Below are 19,301 nucleotides of genomic sequence, written 5' to 3'. Positions count from 1 at the left end.
CCCCATCCAAGGCATCCCGCCTTGTTCTTTCGGGAGCAGCTCATGTCGACTCAAACTCGCCTCAACGGCAAAGTAGCCCTTATCCAGGGTGGCTCACGGGGTATCGGCGCGGCGATTGTCAAACGCCTGGCCGCCGAAGGTGCCAGTGTCGCCTTCACCTACGCCAATGCCACGGCACAGGCGCAAGCGCTGCAACACAGCATCATTGCCGATGGTGGCAAGGCCTTGGCGATTCAAGCCGACAGCGCCGATGCCAAAGCAGTGCAACTGGCGGTGGCGCAAACCGTCGAGACGTTCGGTCGGTTGGACATTCTGGTCAACAACGCCGGCGTGCTGGCAGTCGCACCTTTGCTTGAGTTCGACCTGGAAGATTTCGACCGCACGTTGGCAGTCAATGTGCGCAGTGTTTTTGTCGCCAGTCAGGCGGCTGCCCGGCACATGGGCCAGGGCGGGCGCATCATCAATATCGGCAGCACCAATGCCGAGCGCATGCCATTTGCCGGCGGCGGTCCCTACGCCATGAGCAAGTCTGCCCTGGTAGGCCTGACCCGCGGCCTGGCTCGAGACCTTGGCCCGCTGGGAATCACCATCAACAACGTGCAGCCCGGGCCCGTCGATACCGAAATGAATCCGGCCACTGGCGAGTTCGCCGAGAGCCTGATGGGCTACATGGCCGTGGGTCGGTACGGCACAGTCGAAGAAATCGCCAGCTTCGTTGCCTATCTGGCCAGCCCTGAAGCGGCCTACATCACCGGTGCCAGCCTGACTGTCGATGGCGGCTTCGCGGCCTGAGCCCTTCAGACGCCCTCGCGGCTCGCCAGGCTTTGCTCGATCATATCGACGAACGCCCGGGCAGCCGGCGTGGGGTTGGACGACCAGATTGCATAAAGATGGCGCTTTGGCGCATCACGTACCGCTACCGTCGCTACATCGCTGAAGCCACTGGCGATGCGCTCCGGCACCAAACCAATGGCCAATTCGCGCTGAACGAACTTTTCCACCAGGCGAATGTTGGTCACTTCAAACTGCACGCGGTGGGTCAGGCGCGCCGCGGCGAAGGCTTCATCGGTTTGTCTGCGAGCGCTGCTGCCGGCGGGAAAATCCACCAGCGGCACGTCTTGCAGATCAGACAGCGACAACCGTTCAAGCGCGGCCAATGGATGGGCAAGCGGCAGCACTGCCACCAGTTCCTCTTCAGCGAGCAAGCGGTACTCGACACCTTGCGGAGGCTCCCCCGGCCATATGCCGATAAACCCCACATCCAATCGCCGCTCGCGGACATCGGCAAGCAGTTGCTCGCTCTTGGCCATCAGCCAACGGATATCCACTTGCGGGTATTGCCGATGAAAGCCTGCGAGCAAATCAACCAGGTCCAGTTCTGTCAGCGAAGTGATCTCGCCGATCGACAATTGTCCGCGTACCTCGCCGCAGGCAGCCGCCACATCCTCGGCAATTCGCCGGGTCGCTTCCAGTGCAGGGCGGGCGCTGCGCACAAAGGCTTCACCGGCAGGCGTCAGGCGCACCCGTCGCGAGCTACGCTCAAACAGGCTGACACCGAGGCTTTCCTCAAGCCGGGCAATCTGATGACTCAAGGCCGACTGCACCACATGGCACTGCTGCGCGGCGCGGGTGAAACTGCCGGTATCGACCACCGCCAGCGCATACTCGATCTGCTTCAAGTTCATAGAACGATCTATTTTCAAGATGGATAGAATGAAAACGATACATTGGCGTCATGCTAGCGTATTTCCGATAATCTCATTTCCTAACTGCCACTGATCGAGACGGTCCATGACCACCTCCACGACCCCTTTGAGCCGCGGCCTCATCCTACTGATGGCAACCGCCACCGGTCTGGCCGTAGCCAGCAACTACTATGCACAGCCGCTGCTGCACAGTATCGCCGAGCATTTCGGCCTGACCACCGCCAGCGCCGGCGCCATCGTTATCGCTGCGCAGCTGAGCTATGGCGCAGGACTTCTGCTTCTCGCCCCTCTGGGCGACCTGTTCGAGCAGCGGCGGTTGATCGTCAGCATGATCGCCATCAGCACCCTGGGCCTGTTGATAAGTGCCTTTTCACCGAATCTGATCTGGCTATTGCTGGGCACGACATTGACCGGTCTGTTTTCAGTGGTGGCCCAGATCCTGGTACCCATGGCCGCCGGCTTGAGCGAACCGAACCAACGCGGCCGGGCGGTTGGGACGCTGATGAGCGGCTTGCTGCTCGGTATTTTGCTCGCCCGCACAGCGGCCGGATTCATGGCTGAATTAGGCGGCTGGCGCAGCATTTACCTGCTGGCGGCCGCCTTGATGGCTGTCTGTGCGATTGCCTTGGCGCGCGCCCTGCCTGAACGCCACCAACATGCCGGGTTGAGTTATCCAGCGCTGATCGGTTCGGTGTTTCGCCTGTTCGTGGATGAACCGGTTTTACGCCTGCGCTCGTTGCTCGGGCTGCTCAGTTTCAGCCTGTTTGCCTTGTTCTGGACGCCACTGGCATTCCTGCTGTCAGCCAAACCCTACCAGTACACCGACGCCGTCATAGGATTGTTCGGCCTGGCCGGTGCGGCCGGTGCGCTGGCGGCCAACTGGGCCGGGCGTCTGGCTGACCGTGGAAAAGGCGCGCTGGGCACCACGGTCGGATTACTCGCCCTGCTGCTTTCATGGATACCCCTTGGGTTTGCCCAATCGTCTCTGCTGGCGCTGTTGATCGGCGTCCTTTTGCTGGATCTGGCGGTGCAACTGGTACACGTCAGCAATCAAAATGCTGTGATTGCCCTGCGCCCAGAAGCACGTAATCGCCTGAATGCCGGCTACATCACCTGCTATTTCATCGGTGGTGCGCTGGGCTCGTTGCTCGGCACCCAGTTGTTCCAGAGCTATGGCTGGAACGGCATCGTCCTTTGCGGGCTGGCGATCGGCAGCCTGGCCTTGCTGGTCTGGGCCCTGGCAGAACGCCAACGTAGCCTGCGGGCACGGACGGCTTGAGCCGCTACCCAGCGCATCAAGCCTGCTAAGATGCGCCCCCGCCTGCCGGCGCAATGCCGGCAGGCCTGACACCCAGCAGTCAACCGAAGTTACGCCGCGCAACAGCGAACAAAAGCTGGCGGCGCGTTTGCTGCCTGCTTTCAAGGAGCTTCTTGCATGACCCTGCTGCGCCCTCGCCTACCCCTGAGCCTGCTCGGTTTGAGTTTGGCCCTGCCCGCGTGTCCAAGCCTGGCCCAGGAGAGCATCACCCTGGCACCGCTGCAGGTGTCTGAGGCCTACAGCGAGGGCTATCAGGTACAGGAGGCCTCGGTTAGCGGTTTTGCCCCGGCGTCCCTGCTCGACACCCCAGCGTCAGTGGCGGTATTCAGCGAGCAATTGTTGGCGGACCGGCAGGTACGAAAGCTCAGCGAAGTGCTGCAGAGCGATGCATCGGTGGGCGAAAGCTACGCACCGATCGGCTACTACGAAAACTTCAACGTGCGCGGCTTCGAGCTCAATGCTGCCAGCAGCTACAAGATCAATGGCCAGACCATTGCCGGTGAGCAGAATGTAGCCCTGGAGAACAAACAGCAGGTTGAGTTACTCAAGGGGCTGTCCGGCCTGCAAAGCGGCGTTGCCGAGCCCGGCGGGCTGATCAACTACGTGACCAAGCGCCCCGAAAACGTCCGTTCGCTAACCGTATCGAGCAACGATGATGGCGAGCGCTATATCGCCACCGACCTGGGCGGCTGGTTCGGCAGTGAGCGTCAATTCGGCCTGCGCGCCAACCTGGCACACGAAGACATCCGCTCCTATGTCGACCATGCCGACGGCAAACGCGACTTTGCCGCGCTGGCCTTCGACTGGCAGATCAACCCCGACGCCGTGCTGCAACTCGATGCTGAATACCAGCAGCGCGAACAACGCTCGGTGCCGGGCTATCAACTGCTGGGCGGCACCAGCCTGCCGCACGATATTGACCCTCACGACCGCCTGGCCTACCAGCGCTGGGCCAAGCCGGTGACCATTGACTCCCTGAACCTGGGTGGGCGTTTCGAGTATCGCTTCAACGATACCTGGAGTGGCACGCTCAGCGCCTCACGCAGCAAAGTGGTGATCGATGATTACAGCGCCTTCGCCTGGGGATCGAGCGAGGGCGCCTACTTCAGCGGCGCCGGCGACTACGACATTTATGACTATCGCAGCCCCGACGACACCCGCCGTACCGACGAAGCGCAGGCAGCGCTCAATGGTCGTTTCGACTCCATGGGGTTAGCCCACGAGTTGACTGTCGGCGCCAGTGCGCAACGTCGCACCCTCGACCAACGCCCCTACTTCAACGAATGGCTCGGCAGCGGCAATATTTATCAGCCAACACCCGTGCTGCCACCGTCCAACAAAACCGTTGGCTCCAGCACGCGCCGCCTGGACAGTCGCCAATACGGCCTGTTTGCCAGCGACCGAATCAGCTTCAACGAACACTGGCAGACCGTGCTCGGCGCGCGCCTGGTGCGGCTGGACGAGAAAACCTTCGATGAAGACGGCACCCCTGGTCGCCATACCCGCGACTACCAACTCCTGCCCAATGCTGCCGTGATCTACAAGCCGCGCCCGGATATCAGCCTGTATAGCAGCTACAGCAAAGGCATCTCATCCGGAGGCACAGCGCCTTGGTTCGCCACCAACATCGCCGAAATTCTCGCTCCCACCCTTTCGCACCAACTGGAAGTCGGCATCAAGCGTGACTGGCAGCGCTTGAGCTTGAGTGCGGCCTTGTTCCAACTGCGCCAGGCCTATCAGTATTCCCGCCCGGACGGCGCAGGCCACTTCACCTACGTGCAACAAGGCCAGCAAAAGAACATCGGCCTGGAACTGGGCGCCAGCGGCTGGGTCACCGAGCGCCTGCAGATCAATGCCAGCGCTGCCGCCATCCGCGCCCGGGTGAAGAACAGTGGCACCGCTGACTATGAAGATCACCAGGCGATCAACGTACCCAACTTCCGCGCAGCATTGCAGGCCGACTACAGCCTGCCGATTTCCGGCCTGGCCTTGTTGGGCGGGGCGCGCTACAGCGCCAGCAAATACGCCAATCAGGCGGGAACAGTGCAAGTGGGCAGCTACGCCGTGTTCGACCTCGGCAGCCGCTATACGACAAAGATAGGTGGCTACGACACAACGCTGCGGCTGATGGTCGATAACGTTTTCGACAAGCGCTACTGGCGTGACGCCGGTGAATACCTGGGCGATGCCTACCTGTTTCAAGGCGCACCGAGAACTGCGCGCCTCTCGGCGTCGGTGAACTTCTAACCATCCACTGCCGCTGGGGGCAAACTGTCGGTAGACGCGGGCTTTCCACGCGACCGGCAGCGCCGCGGCTGCGGCCTCATGGCGGCGTGCAAATGCAAAAAGCCCCCGACCTTTGCAGATCGGGGGCTCTTTTAAATGTGGCGGTGAAGAAGGGATTCGAACCCTTGATACAGTTTCCTGTATACACACTTTCCAGGCGTGCTCCTTCAGCCACTCGGACACTTCACCGTTTCTCTTCAAGCTGTTCAGCCTGTCGAGGCGCGCTAATGTAGTCGAAAGAGGATTTGATGGCAAAGCTTTTTTTCAGAATTTTCATATATTTAAGCTGATCCAGCGAAATAGCGCGGCGCGCAGGGCAAAGTCGCCAATCTCTGGAGTGCTTCGGCAGCCCTCGGGCACCTGCACAGCGAATTATCCCCAGCCTGCACGGCAAAGCAGCCAAACGCTGACCGGTCAGTCAGTCACAGCGCTTTACCTCGCCGTCCAGCCTGAGTAACGTCTGCCCCACTCTCCCTTTAGGAACTGTGTCATGAGTGAGCTGATTACCTACCACCTCGAAGACGGCATTGCGACCCTGACCCTGAACAACGGCAAGGTCAACGCCATTTCTCCAGACGTGATTGCCGCTTTCAATGCGGCGCTGGACCAAGCGGTGCAGGATCGTGCAGTGGTAATCATCACTGGCCAGCCGGGCATTCTTTCCGGTGGCTACGACCTCAAGGTCATGACCAGCGGCCCGAAAGAAGCCGTCAGCCTGGTCACCGCAGGTTCGACCCTGGCGCGTCGCATGCTCGCGCATCCGTTTCCGATCATTGTTGCCTGCCCAGGCCATGCCGTGGCGAAGGGTGCATTCCTGCTGCTTTCGGCCGATTACCGGATTGGCGTCGAAGGTCCGTTCAGCATTGGCCTCAACGAAGTACAGATCGGCATGACCATGCACCACGCCGGTATCGAACTGGCCCGTGATCGCCTGCGCCGCCCGGCCTTCCATCGCTCGGTGATCAACGCCGAAATGTTCGACCCGGCAAGCGCCGTGGATGCCGGCTTCCTCGACAAAGTGGTGGCGGCCGAGCAACTGCAGGACGCCGCACTGGCTGCTGCGCGGCAGTTGAAGAAGATCAACATGAACGCGCACAAACACACCAAGCTCAAAGTGCGCAAAGCGCTGCTCGAGGCGCTGGATGACGCGATCATCCGTGACCAGGAACATTTGGCCTGACCCCTACCAAGGCCTGATTGCTTTTGTTTACAAATCAGGCCCCTACGACCGCATTGAGCGTTTGCCCACGCAAGTGCACACCCGTACACTGCGCCGCGTTTGCCAATTGCGAGTCGTAAAATGCTTTTTCTTACACGCATGCTCTTGTTGGGGCTGCATTTTGTTGTGATCGGCGTGGTCGGTGTATTGATTGGCCTGTGCCGGCCATTCAATCCGGACAACAGCCGAATTTTCGCCCGTCTCTACGGCCTGCCAGCCACCTGGCTGATGCGCCTGGATGTAAAGGCGGAGGTCGGCCCGTTGTTCGACCAGCCTCCCGGCTGTGTGATCGTTGCCAACCACCAATCCAACCATGACTTGTTCGTGCTGGGGCATGTGGTGCCGCCACGTACCGTGTGCATCGGCAAAAAGAGCCTGAAGTGGGTTCCGCTGTTCGGTCAACTGTTCTGGCTGGGCGGCAATGTGCTGATCGATCGCGGCAACGCCTACCATGCGCGGCGCGCCATGCAGACCACTACGCGCACCTTGCGTGAAGATGACACCTCGATCTGGGTGTTTCCCGAAGGCACCCGCAATGCTGGCGAGCAGTTGATACCATTCAAGAAAGGCGCCTTCCACATGGCCGTGGAAGCCGGCGTGCCGATCGTGCCGGTGTGCGTCAGTCGCTACGCCTACCGACTGAACCTGAACAGCTGGCGGCGCAGCAAAGTTATCATCCGCTCCCTGCCCCCGATTCCCACCAGCGGCCTGACCCAACAGGATGTACCTGCTCTGGCTGAACAATGCCGCATGCAGATGCAACGCTGCATCGACTTGATGGAAGTGGAATTGCATCAGGCCTGAACGGTTGCTCAATTCTGCGGGTCAGACCAAGCTACTGGCACGGTCATCAGAATAAGCGAGCTACCATGGGACGCGTCGTTGCGGCGGCGGTATACAGCGCCGGCAGAAAAGTCACCAATATCAGTATCGATGAAGGCAGCCTGTGGGCCAGCAAGCCTGGCCACTTCGTCTGGATAGGGCTGGAAGAACCCAACGCCCAGGAACTCGCCAACCTGCAATGCCAGTTCAACCTGCATGAACTGGCCATTGAAGATGCCTTGGAAAAGCACAGCCGGCCAAAGCTGGAAACCTTTGGCGACGCACTGTTCATCGTCACTTATTCACCCGTACGCCACGAAGGCAAACTGGAATTCATCGAAACCCACATCTTTGCCGGTAATGGCTACATCATTACCTGCCGCAACGGTCACTCCAAATCCTATGCCCTGGTCCGCCAGCGCTGCGAGGCACGACCATTGCTGCTAGAGCATGGCGAAGACTTCGTGTTGTATGCCCTGCTCGACTTTGTCACCGAAAACTATCAACCGGTCAGCGAAGCCATTCATGGCGAAATCGAAGAGCTGGAACAGAGCGTGCTCAGCAATTCGCTCCAGGAAGATGATATCCGCCGCCTGCACAGCCTGCGTCGTGACCTGTTGCGTCTGCGCCGCTACGTGGCACCGATGGTGGAGATCAGTGAAGAACTGCAACGCCTGGCCTTCCCGTTCATCGACAAGAACATGCGCCCGTATTTTCGCGATGTGCAGATTCACGTCACCCGGCAGATGGAAGACCTGACCGGGATTCGCGACATTGCCAGCCAGACCATCGAGATCGGCATGCTGCTGGAGTCATCACGCCAAAGCATCGTGCAACGCAAGTTCGCCGCCTGGGCGGCGATCCTGGCATTTCCCACCGCAGTGGCGGGAATTTACGGGATGAACTTCCAGAACATGCCGGAGCTGAGCTGGCATTACGGCTACTTTGCCGTACTGGGCGGAATCGTCGTGGGGTGCACGGCGCTATTTGCCAGCTTCAAGCGCTCAGGCTGGCTTTAGCCAGTTGTTGGTGCGCCACGAAGCGCAGCATCCATTCGCCGACCAAGCCACCCTGGTGCTCTTGCGTCAGGCTGGCCACCGCTTTCTGGTAGACCTCCTGGCCCAGACTCTGCTGGCGCAGGTCCAGCAGCGCCCGCGAATAGTCGTGGACGAACTCCGGATGGCCCTGGAAGCACAGCACCTGATCAGCGATATGGTAGGCCGCATACGGACAGAAATCGCTGGAAGCGATAACCGTGGCGTTGGCCGGCAATTCAGTGACCTGGTCCTGATGGCTGATCAGCAAGGTCAGCTCGGAGACGGTCGGGTCCATCCAGGGGGCCTTGCCCGCCAACTGATAGCGATGCACACCCAGGCCCCAGCCCTGGGATGAGCGTGCAGTCTTACCGCCCAGCACCAATGCCAGCACCTGATGCCCGAAACACACACCCAGCAACTTGTCGCCCCGGTTATAGCGCGCGAGCAAATAAGCCTTCAGGGTTTCAATCCACGGATCGGTGCCGAAAGAGTCGGCTTTGCTACCCGTTACAAGGTACGCGTCAAACACTTGGTCATCGGCGGGATAGTCGCCATTCATCACGTTGAACACGTCAAACTCGGCCGCAATCGGCTGACTTGCGAACAACTGCTCGAACATCCGTCCGTAGCCCTGATATTGATCGACCAACTCGGGTCGCAGGACGTCGGTTTCCAGGATGCAGATGCGTAGCGACATAAAAATAGTCCTGAACGACAAAGGCGGGATTGCCCCCTAAAGCCTGCCCCGAATAAGGCTTGTAAGCAAGTATGATGCGCTGACGAACGGTCATTTTTAACGCACCTGGGTGCAGAACCTTTGCAAGCGTCTAGCAGGGGGATAGTTACTAGATGGCATAAGGCCTCATAGCAAAATATTCAGGGCTAGCTATATATAAATACGAAAGCGTTCTAAAACATGGGTGACGTTGACCCTAAGGTTAGAGGTATACCCAATAACAGAGGTTCGCGTCTGGACGTCAAACCGCATTAACCATGTTTGCCGGATCGACGACAAGGAAGCCACTGGGCACTCAGGAATAACAACAAGAAGGCGGTCAGCCATGTTCAAACAACATAAAGTACGTCAAGCCGGGCTCATTTTATTCGCCACCACCTTACTGCTGATTGTGCCGAACCTGTCACGCCTGTTCGGTTGAACGGCACTATGGCTCTCTACAGCCCTGCGCGGGTACTCTGCCAGCCCTGACCTGCTGGAGCGTACCCATGCGCCATTACCTGATCCTTTGCCTATTGCTGCTCGGCTTGCCCGTGCAGGCGGCCGAACTCGTGCTGGAGCTGGCAAAAGGCAGCCAGCACTGGCAAACCGCACAGTTGCTGGCCCACCCCAAAGCCGAGGACATTCAGGTCGACAACGACGTCTCCTACAAAAAAACAATGCATTACCGCGCCGTACCTCTGGCGGTCTTGCTTGAAGGCATCGCGCCGGAGGATCACCTTCAGGCCGTGGCCGATGATGGCTTTGCCGCAGAGATGCCAGCAGCCCCCTTACTCAAGAACGGCCCAGCCCGGGCCTGGCTTGCGGTTGAAGACCCGGCCAAACCCTGGCCTGCACTGGGCGCAGGCAAACACAGCGCCGGCCCGTTCTACCTGGTATGGACCAACCCGCAAGCAGGCGGCATCAGCCCTGAGCAATGGCCCTTCCAGGTTGCCAGCATTCGGCGCCTGGCACCCGTTGCGCAACGTTTCCCGGCCTTGCTACCGGATGCTCGACTGGCCAGCGACGACGCTATCAACCGTGGTTTTGCCCTGTTCCAGAAAAACTGCCTGGCCTGTCACCGCCTAAATGGCGCTGGCGACGCACAGTTCGGTCCGGACCTGAACCTGCCGCACAACCCTACCGAATACTTCCAGCCAGCCTTCCTGCGCAGTTACATTCGCGATCCGCAAAGCCTGCGACGCTGGCCACAGGCAAAAATGCCCGGTTTCAGTGCTGACGTGCTCAGCGATCCGCAGCTCGATGACCTGCTTGCCTACCTTACGCACATGGCCTCGCGCAAACAGCCCTGAGGTTTATTGCTGTTGAGCGCTTAGGCCGGGCAGCACCAGAACCTTGGCGTGCATCTGCTCGAAACCGCCACCACGACGCATGCCTCGAACCGGACAGGCATCGAGGTAGTCCAGGCCAACCGCAAGCTTGAGATGGCGCTCGGGCCTGGCCAATTGATTGGTGACATCGAAGCTGTACCAGGCACCGTCCAGCCAGGCTTCAGCCCAGGCATGGCTGGCCATTTCCTGGTTTTGACTGTCAAACAGGTAACCCGACACATATCGCGCCGGCACGCCCAGGCTGCGCACGCAGGCAAGAAAGGCGTGAGTGTGGTCCTGGCAGACACCAGCGCCTGCGGCAAACGCCTGGGCGGCGCTGGTATCGACTGCGGTGCTGCCGGGGCGGTAGGCCATGTGCTGGTTAAGGGCGCCCATCAATTCGATCAACGCCGAACGATCACGTCGTTTGCGGCAAAGTTGGCTGGCGAAAGCACGCAAGGCTTCGTCAGGCTCGGTCAGGCGGGTAAAGCGCAGAAAGGGCAACGGTGATTGCGCATCATGTTCGGTTTCACAGGTTTCATCGATTTCCACCAGACCACGCGCACTGATAAACAGATCCGAATGCGGCTCTTCCAGGCTCAACACATGGAGGATATTGCCGAACGGATCTCGCTGCGCCCGCACCGGCCGTGGCAAGTCCAATTGCCAGCTCAATACGTGCTGACGGTCACTGTCACTGGGCGTCAAGCGTAGGTACTGGATGCTGGTGCGCACCTGATCTTCATAGTGGTACGCGGTTTCGTGACTAATGGTCAGTCTCATACGGCCTCCAGGTAAGCGCTTTGGATGGCATTGCCCAACTGACGTACCAGCGGAATGTACTGGGTCAGCCAGGGGTGCAAGCCTTCGGCGAGAATTTCATCGATGCCGGTGTAGCGCAGCCGCGCATCCACCTCGGCGGCCAGGCGCTGAGCCGCACGACCATTGCTGCCCGGCAAACTGGCCAGGATCAGATCGATTTCCTCAGTACAGGCCCGCAGTGAGCGCGGCACATCGGCGCGCAACAGCAACAGCTCAGCCACATGGCGGGCTGCCGGTGCGTCGCGATAAATCTCGGTGTAGGCCTCGAATGACGACAGCGCCCGCAACAAGGCACTCCACTGGTAATAACCACGGGCCGAGCTGTCACTGACTGCCTCGGCTTCATCGCCGAGCATTTCGTAGCGGGCATCGAGCAGGCGCAAAGTGTTGTCGGCACGCTCGATGAAGGTGCCGAGGCGAATGAATCGGAAGGCATCGTTGCGCATGATGGTGCCGTAGGTTGCACCACGAAACAGGTGGGAGCGTTCCTTTATCCACTCACAAAAGCGGCTCAAGCCGTAGCGGCCCAGGCCTTGCTCAGCAATACCGCGAATCTCCAGCCAGGTGGCGTTGATGTTTTCCCACATGTCAGCGGTTATCCGCCCGCGTACCGCATGGGCGCTGGCGCGGGCCGCCCCCAGACAGCTGTAGATACTTGCCGGGTTATCTGGGTCCAGGGCAAAAAAGTGCAACAAGCGCTCGGCATGCAACTGCCCGTGACGCTCAAGATAATCATCCAGGGTGCCAGTGATCAGCAGTGGCATGGCCACTTCTTCCAGGCCGTCGCCGCGACCGTCCTGCGGCATCAGCGACAGGGAGTAACTGACATCGAGCATCCGCGCCAGGTTTTCCGCTCGTTCCAGGTAGCGCGACATCCAGTACAAATCTGAGGCAGTTCTACTCAACATGGCTTAATCCTCGACCACCCAGGTGTCCTTGGTACCGCCGCCCTGAGACGAGTTGACCACCAGCGAGCCTTCGCGCAGCGCCACCCGCGTCAGGCCGCCGGGCACCACGCGGGTTTCGCGGCCAGACAATACAAACGGGCGCAAATCGATGTGTCGAGGAGCAATGCCGTTTTCGACAAAGGTCGGACAGGTGGATAGCGACAGGGTTGGCTGGGCGATATAGGCTGCAGGGCGCGCCTTGATCCTGGCGGCAAACGCTTCGATTTCGGCCCGCGTCGCCGCCGGCCCCACCAGCATGCCGTAGCCCCCCGAGCCCTGGGTTTCCTTGACCACCAGCTCAGGCAGGTGCGCCAGCACATGGGACAGCTCTGTGGGTTTGCGGCACTGCCAGGTCGGGACGTTCTTGAGGATCGGCTCCTCATCCAGATAGAAACGAATCATGTCGGTGACATAGGGATAGACCGACTTATCGTCGGCCACCCCAGTGCCGATGGCGTTGGCCAACACCACGTTGCCGCAGCGATAGGCCGAAAGCAGCCCTGGCACGCCGAGCAGCGAATCAGGATTGAACGCCAGGGGATCGAGGAAAGCATCATCCAGGCGCCGATAGATCACATCCACCGCCTTGGGGCCATCGGTGGTGCGCATGAACACGCGCTCATCGCGCACGAACAAGTCGGCACCTTCAACCAACTCGACGCCCATCTCCCGCGCCAGGAAGGCGTGCTCGAAAAAAGCACTGTTGAACCGCCCAGGGGTCAGCACGACCACGCTGGGGTCATCCAGGGGGCTGGCGCTTTTCAGGGTGTCGAGCAACAGATTGGGGTAGTGGTCGATAGGCGCGATGCGCTGGGCGGCGAACAGCTCAGGGAACAACCGCATCATCATCTTGCGGTCTTCGAGCATGTAGCTGACGCCGCTAGGGGTACGCAAATTATCTTCGAGCACGTAATAGCTGCCATCGCCATCACGGACCAGATCGATACCCGAAATGTGCGAGTAGATATCGCGGTGCAGGTCCAGCCCCTGCATAGCCAATTGGTACTGATCGTTGGCCAGCACCTGCTCTGCGGGAACGATTCCAGCGCGGATAATGCGCTGGTCATGGTAAAGGTCGGCCAGAAACAGGTTCAGGGCTTTAACCCGCTGAATACAGCCACGCTCGACCATGCGCCATTCGCTGGCCGGAATACTGCGTGGAATGGTGTCGAACGGAATCAGGCGCTCGGTACCCTGCTCGTCACCATAAAGGGTGAAAGTAATCCCGGCGCGATGGAACAGCAGATCGGCTTCGCGCCGACGCTGCGCCAGCAATTCCGGCGGGGTGTCGGCCAACCAGCGGGCGAACTCCCGGTAATGAGGACGGACCAGGCCGTCAGCGCTATACATCTCATCGTAAAAGGTGCGGATCATGCCGAACTCCTTGTCACCCGTGCACCCAGGCCATCGCAAGCCTCGTGCCAGCGGCATTAATCCTTTAATTTCAATAGGTTGTATTTTGAATAAAGAACGGTTGCACCAGATGCGTGCAACCGTTCGATCACGTTGGTAGGCGACGCTTCATTGCGAAGCGTTGTCAGGCCAGCTGGCGTTCCTGTTTCACGCCCCAGCCTTCGATTTCACCATCCAAGGGAGCTATCAACGCTTCGAAGTCCTGTTCGAATTCGTCAATGCCGCCATAGGTGGCGTACATCACCTTGCTTAACTCCAAATGCCAGGCGCCATCGTCACGCTCATGGATCTGAGCGCTGAGCGACTCCCCACGAAACTGTCCTGCTGCCCGTCGTGCCCGTGCCTCATCGGGAAAAACCGCGTAGAACTCAATGGGATGAATCTGGGCGAAGTTGAAGCCACCCTCTTTCATCTGACGCAGCACTGTGCTGCTGATGTCCTCGTATTGGCTGCTCATGAATCGTCCTCCTAACTACCGATGGATAGACTTTCAGTGCAAAACGCACCTGCCCGCGACACAAATCGTGCGGGGGCAATTCGAGCTGATGCATGACGTGGATCGGCAAGTCCGGGCAGCCAAAAAAACGGCCCGACCTTGATTGCAGCGTAGCGCGAAGTTGCCAAGCGCGCCAACTAGAGGCCTCAAGGTGCCTCGTTTATCGAGGTTATCTCCACCCCACTCTGCTCTTTCAGCCATTTGGCAGTGGGCATTGTGGCGCGATCCTGGAAATCATTGAGGTCCAGCTCATCCATGACCGGATACAGATGGGCGCGTATCAGCCGCGCCGCCTCCTCGATACCAGGTTCCTGCTCGGACATGAATGGCAGCGAGGTGCGCTCGCCCTTCTGGTCAACAAAGGTAATGACCCATGCTTTCATTGGACTCTCCTCTGCATCGACACTCCAGGTAAATCTGCCTACTTCACGTTGACCGCGTCGAGTGAAAAAAATTTTAGACAAAGGTTCCAGCGGCCATAAAAAAAGAGGCCCGAAGACCCCTTTCTTAGTGCGGCACGGACAATGTGTTACTCAGGTGTACCGTGGACAACGCCTGCAGTGTTATCCAGCAAGCTCTTGGTGGCTGTCTGGATAAACGACTCAAGCTTGTGGGTCAGGTCCTGTTGATCCGGGCTTTCGATCAGTTCGGCCTTGAAGTTGGCCCCCAGCTCATAGCGATACATGCGCGGCGACATGTCCTTGGATTCGATGAGGATACGATCCCCCTTCACCAGGCCAACAATCTGCTCACTGCCCGAAGGCTTGATCATGCCGAAGCCCTGATCGCCAGCCGGCAGGTTGAGCAAGTCACGGCCCCAGCATTGGTGACGGGTTTCACCACCCAGGCGGCCCATGATGGTCGGCACGATGTCGATCTGCGTGCCGACGGTGTGGTTGACCGCACCGAACTTTTCCTGGATGCCCGGCGCAATCAGCAGCAGCGGCACGTTGAAGCGGCCCAGATCCAGCTCGGTCACTTGCTGGTGGTTGCCAAAACCATGGTCACCCACAATCACGAACAGGGTCTCGTTGAAGTACGGCTCTTTGCGTGCCTTCTCGAAGAACTGACCCAGGGCCCAGTCCGAGTAACGCATTGCAGTCAGGTGCTGATCCAGGCGCCCCTGGCCGGTGACGGGCTCCACCGGCAATTGCGCAGGCAACGCGTACGGCGTGTGGTTGGACAGGGTCTGCAGCAATGCATAGAACGGCTTCTTGCCGTAGTTTTTGGCCAGCTCTTCGGCGCCACGGTCGAACATGTCCTGGTCGGACACACCCCAGGTAGGGTCGGAGAACACCGGATTGACGAAATCATTGCGACCGATAAACGTGGTCATGCCCTGATTGCCGAAGAACCCCGACTGGTTGTCCCAGGCGAAATCGCCGTTGTAGACATACACGTCGTCGTAATCACGCGCACTGAGCAGCGCTGGCAGGCCAGACAGCTTGTGACCGCCTTCGGGTGTCTGCATCAGGTATTCGAAACCTGGCAGATTCGGGTAACAGGCCATGGTGGCGAACATACCCTGGTGGGTATGGGTGCCGTTGGAGAAGAAGCGGTCGAACAACAGCCCTTCTTTGGCCAGCTTGTCGAAGTACGGGGTGATGTTGTTCGGGCTGCCCAGCGCGCCAACCGAGTGGCCCGCGAAGCTTTCCATGAGGATCACCACAACGTTCTTGATCGGCAGGGTGTTGGCGGTTGGTGGGGTGAAATCACGGCGCACGGCTGCGCTGTCGGCATCGACCAGCTTGTCGTTGTCGGTCAGCAGCATGTCACGCACCGTCTGGGTCGCCAGGGTTTGCTCGATGGTGGACTTCCAGACGTTGGCGCGGTCTTCACCGAAACGGCTCTTGGCCGCATCGATCAAGGTCAGGGTGCCATTGAGGCCCAACTGGTTGACGAAGTTCGAATCGGTGGTGAAGGCATCCCCCCAACGCATGGGTGGGCCCTGACGCAGCGTGCCGCGCGCGGCGATGACCGCCACCAGCAGGATCATGAAGAACACCACGCCACGCACATACCATGGCGCAACGGCGCGCGTGTTCGCCGTTTGATTCTGATAGGCGCCACGCGGGCGGGTCAGGCGGTCGATGCCTTTGAACAGCAGGCTCAGCAACCAGGTGCCAAAGGCCCAGGCCAACAGGTAGCGCACCACCGGGAAGCCGTACCAGAGCATACTCAGTACGGTTTTCGGATCTTCCTTCACATACTGGAACACCAGGCCGTTCAGGCGTTGATGGAACTCGCGATAGAAGTCCAGCTCCATCAGGCCGAGGAACATGACAATGCTCGAGGCCAGGGTCAGCCAGATCCGGAACAGACCGCGGGCAGCCATGGCCCGGGCACTGAGAACGGCCAACAGCAGTGGAATGCTCAGATAAACGACAACCCGCAGGTCAAACCGCAGGCCATTGAGGAAACCCTCGGCCACGGTCGACATCGGTGTGTCACCAATCATATCGCTGTTGTAGATCAGCAGAGCCAGGCGCACCAGGCTGAGCATGACCATGATCACCAGGCCACACAGCAAGGTGTAGGCCAGGTGCGATGTTAGCGTCGGTTGCAGCGGGCGCGACGCAGCCCGCTGATCACTCAAGGCGTCCGTGTTAGCCATGGATTGGAAGATCCCTAGGATTCAGATTCAAAGAAGGCAAAAAAAGCGAATCGGCAAATGTGCACTAAACCCAAGTCCAATGCACGGCCATTCGGCGAACGGATAATTGCGCGCGCGAATTCTCCATAATCGAATGTGAAAATTTCGTTGAGTGACACGCCGGGTAACGACTTGCGGTAAGGTAGCGAGTACTCCATCGCCCAGGCGTCATGCCATGTATTACCGCTATCAGCCCAGCCCGCTTGGCCCACTCTTGCTCGCGGGGGACGAACAGGGCCTGCATCTGATTCACATGGATGCTGCCCAGCCATGGGCGCTTTCAAGTGCCTGGCAACCCGCGCATAGCCAGCTCGATGCGGTAAGCCGTCAGTTGGACGAATACTTCGCCGGCAAACGAGAAGCGTTCGATGTACAGCTGGCACCCATGGGTACTGCTTTTCAGCGAGAAGTGTGGCAAGCCTTGCAGCGCATCCCTTACGGCACGACCTGCAGCTATGCAACCCTTGCTCAGCGAATCGGCCGGCCCCGCGCCATCCGCGCCGTCGGTACCGCCAATGGCGCCAACCCCATCTCGATCATCGTGCCCTGCCATCGCGTGATTGGCAGCAATGGCACCCTGACCGGCTATGCCGGTGGCGTGGAGCGCAAGCAGCAATTGCTCGAGCTTGAAGGGGCGTGGCTCATCTGATTCTGCAGTGCCCCGCTGCCACTGGGGAGGGGGCATCTCTGCAAGTCTATCGTGGGGAAAACCCACTGCTGCCGCCGCGCGGCCCGGCAATGGCCCAGATGATCAGGCCGAGCACCGGCAGCAACAGTATCAACAGGATCCAGAGGATTTTTGCGCCCAAACCCGCGCCACTCTTGAGCACGTTGATGATCGCCCAGATATCCAGTGCCAGGATTATCAGGCCCACCAGGCCATTGAATGTAGATCCCATGCTCTTGCTCCTTTGGTCGAGACTGCCCAAAGGATAGCTGGCTATGACGCCCATAGACGCTAATGGTTGGCTGCCAGGCATCGGCACTGGTTAAACTTGGGGCATTGACCCGTTTCAGTGAGGTATCTATGCCATCAGCCCACAGCTCCAGCAGCCCCGCCCCGGCGTCACTCTGGAATGCCTGGCTGCAGCAGGCGCAGTCCAGCCCCTGGCTGAGCGCAGGGTTGGGTTTGAGCCTGCTGGTTGTGCTTGGCTTGCTGATAGCCAGTGCCTGGAACGCCGTACACGGCGACCACCAGGAAAACCTGCACATGGCCATGCTCGGCGGCCTGGCAGGCTTTGCCGCCACCGCCCTGGGAGCGATGATGGCGGTGGTACTGCGCGAAGTCAGCACCCGCAATCAGGATGTGATGCTCGGCTTCGCCGCCGGCATGATGCTCGCCGCCAGCTCGTTTTCATTGATTCTGCCGGGCCTGGATGCGGCACGAGAAATTACCGGCAATGGTCCCTACGCGGCGTTGACGGTGGTGGTCGGCATGGGGCTCGGGGTGTTGCTGATGCTTGGCCTGGACCGCTTCACCCCGCACGAACACGAAAGCACGGGGCCTTGCGGCCCGCAGGCCGATCGGATCAACCGGGTATGGCTGTTTGTGCTGGCAATCACCCTGCACAACTTGCCTGAAGGCATGGCCATTGGTGTCAGCTTCGCTACGGGTGATTTGAATGTGGGCCTGCCGCTTACCAGCGCCATCGCCATTCAGGACATCCCCGAAGGCCTGGCGGTGGCGCTGGCCTTGCGCGCCACAGGGCTTTCAACCCTCAAGGCCGCATTGGTGGCAGTCGGTTCCGGCCTGATGGAGCCGATTGGTGCAGTGATCGGCCTGGGTATTTCCACCGGGTTTGCCATTGCCTACCCCGTGAGCATGGGCCTGGCAGCCGGCGCGATGATCTTTGTGGTGTCCCACGAAGTCATTCCGGAAACCCACCGCAATGGCCACCAGACCTCGGCGACCCTTGGCCTGATGGGCGGCTTCGCGGTAATGATGTTCCTCGATACCGCCCTGGGTTAAACGTGTACAGCCACCCGCAGCGCTTCCAGTGATGGCGCTGCGGCAATACCGACTTCGGCGCACAATTCGAGCACCCGCGGCAGGTCATTGGCGCCGACCATAACCACCTGCAGTTCGTCATCAAGCAACTGGCTGAAGTTCATCAGCACATAGCCGCCGACTTCTTTGTTCATCGCGCCCATTTGCACCTGGATCCGGTTGAGCGCGGTCAAGGGTTCGACCTTAGCCAATTGCTTGGGCTTGAGGTTGAAGGCCACGCTCTTGTCGAAAGAATCGACAATCTGCGCGAACAGGTCCTGGTAGCTATCGGCCTGGAACAGCACGGTGTCTGGCAAGCTGCCAACGACCATCCACTCTCCGAGTGGGATCGGAAAGCTGTCGTCGTAGTTGATATCTGGATTGTTGGCGAGGAAGGCTTGTGGGTCGGCATAGGCCTGGGACGCTTCTTCGGCAATGCGCTCGATATCGTCTTCGCGCATGCAGCCGGCGCTGATTTTGCCGATGAGTTCGACCAGTTGGGTTTTCATGAAGGGGCCCTGCGACGCTGAAAAAAGTCGCCAAGGATAG

19 protein-coding genes and 1 tRNA gene are annotated in these 19,301 nt (G+C 59.6%); 9 read left to right on the top strand and 11 right to left on the bottom strand.

Translation table 11 applies throughout. The features are described 5' to 3' along the window. Positions 1–42: 42 nt before the first annotated feature. On the top strand, positions 43–792 hold the full coding sequence (locus V0R60_RS11370; RefSeq protein WP_136475131.1) for a 3-oxoacyl-ACP reductase family protein: 750 nt from the start codon (positions 43–45) through the stop codon (positions 790–792). 5 nt (positions 793–797) lie between these two features. On the opposite strand, the gene V0R60_RS11365 is transcribed toward V0R60_RS11370, so the two are convergent. After that, the gene (locus V0R60_RS11365; protein WP_136475130.1) at positions 798–1,685 is read right to left on the bottom strand and encodes a LysR family transcriptional regulator; all 888 of its coding nucleotides are present in this window, start codon (positions 1,683–1,685) and stop codon (positions 798–800) included. 106 nt (positions 1,686–1,791) lie between these two features. Here V0R60_RS11365 and V0R60_RS11360 point away from each other — a divergent pair, with 106 nt between their 5' ends. Both V0R60_RS11360 and V0R60_RS11355 read left to right on the top strand, forming a co-directional pair. Beyond that, positions 1,792–2,985 (top strand): MFS transporter, encoded by a 1,194-nt coding sequence (locus V0R60_RS11360; protein ID WP_330079720.1) that lies wholly within the window; start codon positions 1,792–1,794, stop codon positions 2,983–2,985. 156 nt (positions 2,986–3,141) lie between these two features. Continuing rightward, positions 3,142–5,271, top strand: a complete 2,130-nt coding sequence (locus tag V0R60_RS11355; protein ID WP_330079719.1) for a TonB-dependent siderophore receptor — start codon at positions 3,142–3,144, stop codon at positions 5,269–5,271. A gap of 138 nt (positions 5,272–5,409) precedes the next feature. Here the strand turns inward: V0R60_RS11355 and V0R60_RS11350 are convergent. After that, positions 5,410–5,499: transfer RNA gene (locus V0R60_RS11350), tRNA-Ser, on the bottom strand. A 301-nt stretch (positions 5,500–5,800) separates the two neighbouring features. Between V0R60_RS11350 and V0R60_RS11345 the strand changes: the two genes are divergently transcribed. The 3 genes from V0R60_RS11345 to V0R60_RS11335 all read left to right on the top strand — a co-directional run bounded on the left by V0R60_RS11345 (position 5,801) and on the right by V0R60_RS11335 (position 8,370). Further along, positions 5,801–6,490, top strand: a complete 690-nt coding sequence (locus V0R60_RS11345; protein WP_330079718.1) for a crotonase/enoyl-CoA hydratase family protein — start codon at positions 5,801–5,803, stop codon at positions 6,488–6,490. 120 nt (positions 6,491–6,610) lie between these two features. After that, positions 6,611–7,333, top strand: coding sequence for a lysophospholipid acyltransferase family protein (locus tag V0R60_RS11340; protein ID WP_136475126.1), 723 nt, complete (start codon positions 6,611–6,613; stop codon positions 7,331–7,333). Positions 7,334–7,398: 65 nt separating this feature from the next. After that, positions 7,399–8,370 (top strand): magnesium and cobalt transport protein CorA, encoded by a 972-nt coding sequence (locus tag V0R60_RS11335; protein ID WP_136475125.1) that lies wholly within the window; start codon positions 7,399–7,401, stop codon positions 8,368–8,370. Here the strand turns inward: V0R60_RS11335 and V0R60_RS11330 are convergent. Beyond that, complete coding sequence (locus tag V0R60_RS11330; RefSeq protein WP_203479203.1) at positions 8,348–9,085, bottom strand: amidotransferase; 738 nt, start codon at positions 9,083–9,085, stop codon at positions 8,348–8,350. The genes V0R60_RS11335 and V0R60_RS11330 overlap by 23 nt on opposite strands. Positions 9,086–9,612: 527 nt before the next feature. Between V0R60_RS11330 and V0R60_RS11325 the strand changes: the two genes are divergently transcribed. After that, entirely contained in the window at positions 9,613–10,416 is an 804-nt protein-coding gene (locus V0R60_RS11325) for a c-type cytochrome (protein ID WP_136475123.1), read from the top strand. A 3-nt stretch (positions 10,417–10,419) separates the two neighbouring features. Here the strand turns inward: V0R60_RS11325 and V0R60_RS11320 are convergent, their stop codons facing one another. From V0R60_RS11320 to V0R60_RS11295, 6 genes are all read right to left on the bottom strand, one after another. Continuing rightward, positions 10,420–11,217: a transglutaminase family protein gene (locus V0R60_RS11320; protein WP_136475122.1), complete on the bottom strand. Its 798-nt coding sequence runs from the start codon at positions 11,215–11,217 to the stop codon at positions 10,420–10,422. Beyond that, entirely contained in the window at positions 11,214–12,164 is a 951-nt protein-coding gene (locus V0R60_RS11315) for an alpha-E domain-containing protein (protein ID WP_136475121.1), read from the bottom strand. Before V0R60_RS11315 ends, V0R60_RS11320 begins: the two co-directional genes overlap by 4 nt. Positions 12,165–12,167: 3 nt before the next feature. Further along, complete coding sequence (locus tag V0R60_RS11310; RefSeq protein ID WP_330079717.1) at positions 12,168–13,577, bottom strand: circularly permuted type 2 ATP-grasp protein; 1,410 nt, start codon at positions 13,575–13,577, stop codon at positions 12,168–12,170. Between the two features lie 163 nt (positions 13,578–13,740). After that, positions 13,741–14,073, bottom strand: a complete 333-nt coding sequence (locus V0R60_RS11305) for a ribonuclease E inhibitor RraB (protein WP_136475119.1) — start codon at positions 14,071–14,073, stop codon at positions 13,741–13,743. A 185-nt stretch (positions 14,074–14,258) separates the two neighbouring features. Next, entirely contained in the window at positions 14,259–14,495 is a 237-nt protein-coding gene (locus V0R60_RS11300; RefSeq protein ID WP_203479207.1) for a hypothetical protein, read from the bottom strand. A 146-nt stretch (positions 14,496–14,641) separates the two neighbouring features. Continuing rightward, a complete protein-coding gene (locus V0R60_RS11295) occupies positions 14,642–16,726 on the bottom strand; it encodes an LTA synthase family protein (protein WP_136475117.1) in 2,085 nt (694 codons plus the stop codon). Between the two features lie 214 nt (positions 16,727–16,940). Between V0R60_RS11295 and V0R60_RS11290 the strand changes: the two genes are divergently transcribed. Beyond that, the gene (locus V0R60_RS11290) at positions 16,941–17,414 is read left to right on the top strand and encodes a methylated-DNA--[protein]-cysteine S-methyltransferase (protein ID WP_136475116.1); all 474 of its coding nucleotides are present in this window, start codon (positions 16,941–16,943) and stop codon (positions 17,412–17,414) included. A gap of 46 nt (positions 17,415–17,460) precedes the next feature. On the opposite strand, the gene V0R60_RS11285 is transcribed toward V0R60_RS11290, so the two are convergent. Next, complete coding sequence (locus V0R60_RS11285; RefSeq protein ID WP_136475115.1) at positions 17,461–17,664, bottom strand: PLDc N-terminal domain-containing protein; 204 nt, start codon at positions 17,662–17,664, stop codon at positions 17,461–17,463. Positions 17,665–17,792: 128 nt separating this feature from the next. Here V0R60_RS11285 and V0R60_RS11280 point away from each other — a divergent pair, with 128 nt between their 5' ends. Further along, on the top strand, positions 17,793–18,734 hold the full coding sequence (locus V0R60_RS11280) for a ZIP family metal transporter (protein WP_136475114.1): 942 nt from the start codon (positions 17,793–17,795) through the stop codon (positions 18,732–18,734). Here V0R60_RS11280 and V0R60_RS11275 read toward each other — a convergent pair. After that, positions 18,731–19,261, bottom strand: a complete 531-nt coding sequence (locus V0R60_RS11275; RefSeq protein WP_330079716.1) for a hypothetical protein — start codon at positions 19,259–19,261, stop codon at positions 18,731–18,733. The two genes, V0R60_RS11280 and V0R60_RS11275, sit on opposite strands and share 4 nt — an antisense overlap. Between the last annotated feature and the right edge of the window lie 40 nt (positions 19,262–19,301).

Source organism: Pseudomonas auratipiscis (assembly GCF_036324085.1).
In the GTDB taxonomy this organism is placed as follows: domain Bacteria; phylum Pseudomonadota; class Gammaproteobacteria; order Pseudomonadales; family Pseudomonadaceae; genus Aquipseudomonas; species Aquipseudomonas auratipiscis.
The sequence above is the reverse complement of the archived record's forward strand: the minus strand, read 5'-3'. Positions and strand labels throughout refer to the sequence as shown.

What these genes read in the sequence shown, in the direction of transcription:
- V0R60_RS11370 (WP_136475131.1), top strand. Translation starts at nt 43, where the DNA reads ATGTCGACTCAAACTCGCCTCAACGGCAAAGTAGCCCTTATCCAGGGT.
- V0R60_RS11365 (WP_136475130.1), bottom strand. Translation starts at nt 1,685, where the DNA reads ATGAACTTGAAGCAGATCGAGTATGCGCTGGCGGTGGTCGATACCGGC.
- V0R60_RS11360 (WP_330079720.1), top strand. Translation starts at nt 1,792, where the DNA reads ATGACCACCTCCACGACCCCTTTGAGCCGCGGCCTCATCCTACTGATG.
- V0R60_RS11355 (WP_330079719.1), top strand. Translation starts at nt 3,142, where the DNA reads ATGACCCTGCTGCGCCCTCGCCTACCCCTGAGCCTGCTCGGTTTGAGT.
- V0R60_RS11345 (WP_330079718.1), top strand. Translation starts at nt 5,801, where the DNA reads ATGAGTGAGCTGATTACCTACCACCTCGAAGACGGCATTGCGACCCTG.
- V0R60_RS11340 (WP_136475126.1), top strand. Translation starts at nt 6,611, where the DNA reads ATGCTTTTTCTTACACGCATGCTCTTGTTGGGGCTGCATTTTGTTGTG.
- V0R60_RS11335 (WP_136475125.1), top strand. Translation starts at nt 7,399, where the DNA reads ATGGGACGCGTCGTTGCGGCGGCGGTATACAGCGCCGGCAGAAAAGTC.
- V0R60_RS11330 (WP_203479203.1), bottom strand. Translation starts at nt 9,085, where the DNA reads ATGTCGCTACGCATCTGCATCCTGGAAACCGACGTCCTGCGACCCGAG.
- V0R60_RS11325 (WP_136475123.1), top strand. Translation starts at nt 9,613, where the DNA reads ATGCGCCATTACCTGATCCTTTGCCTATTGCTGCTCGGCTTGCCCGTG.
- V0R60_RS11320 (WP_136475122.1), bottom strand. Translation starts at nt 11,217, where the DNA reads ATGAGACTGACCATTAGTCACGAAACCGCGTACCACTATGAAGATCAG.
- V0R60_RS11315 (WP_136475121.1), bottom strand. Translation starts at nt 12,164, where the DNA reads ATGTTGAGTAGAACTGCCTCAGATTTGTACTGGATGTCGCGCTACCTG.
- V0R60_RS11310 (WP_330079717.1), bottom strand. Translation starts at nt 13,577, where the DNA reads ATGATCCGCACCTTTTACGATGAGATGTATAGCGCTGACGGCCTGGTC.
- V0R60_RS11305 (WP_136475119.1), bottom strand. Translation starts at nt 14,073, where the DNA reads ATGAGCAGCCAATACGAGGACATCAGCAGCACAGTGCTGCGTCAGATG.
- V0R60_RS11300 (WP_203479207.1), bottom strand. Translation starts at nt 14,495, where the DNA reads ATGAAAGCATGGGTCATTACCTTTGTTGACCAGAAGGGCGAGCGCACC.
- V0R60_RS11295 (WP_136475117.1), bottom strand. Translation starts at nt 16,726, where the DNA reads ATGGCTAACACGGACGCCTTGAGTGATCAGCGGGCTGCGTCGCGCCCG.
- V0R60_RS11290 (WP_136475116.1), top strand. Translation starts at nt 16,941, where the DNA reads ATGTATTACCGCTATCAGCCCAGCCCGCTTGGCCCACTCTTGCTCGCG.
- V0R60_RS11285 (WP_136475115.1), bottom strand. Translation starts at nt 17,664, where the DNA reads ATGGGATCTACATTCAATGGCCTGGTGGGCCTGATAATCCTGGCACTG.
- V0R60_RS11280 (WP_136475114.1), top strand. Translation starts at nt 17,793, where the DNA reads ATGCCATCAGCCCACAGCTCCAGCAGCCCCGCCCCGGCGTCACTCTGG.
- V0R60_RS11275 (WP_330079716.1), bottom strand. Translation starts at nt 19,261, where the DNA reads ATGAAAACCCAACTGGTCGAACTCATCGGCAAAATCAGCGCCGGCTGC.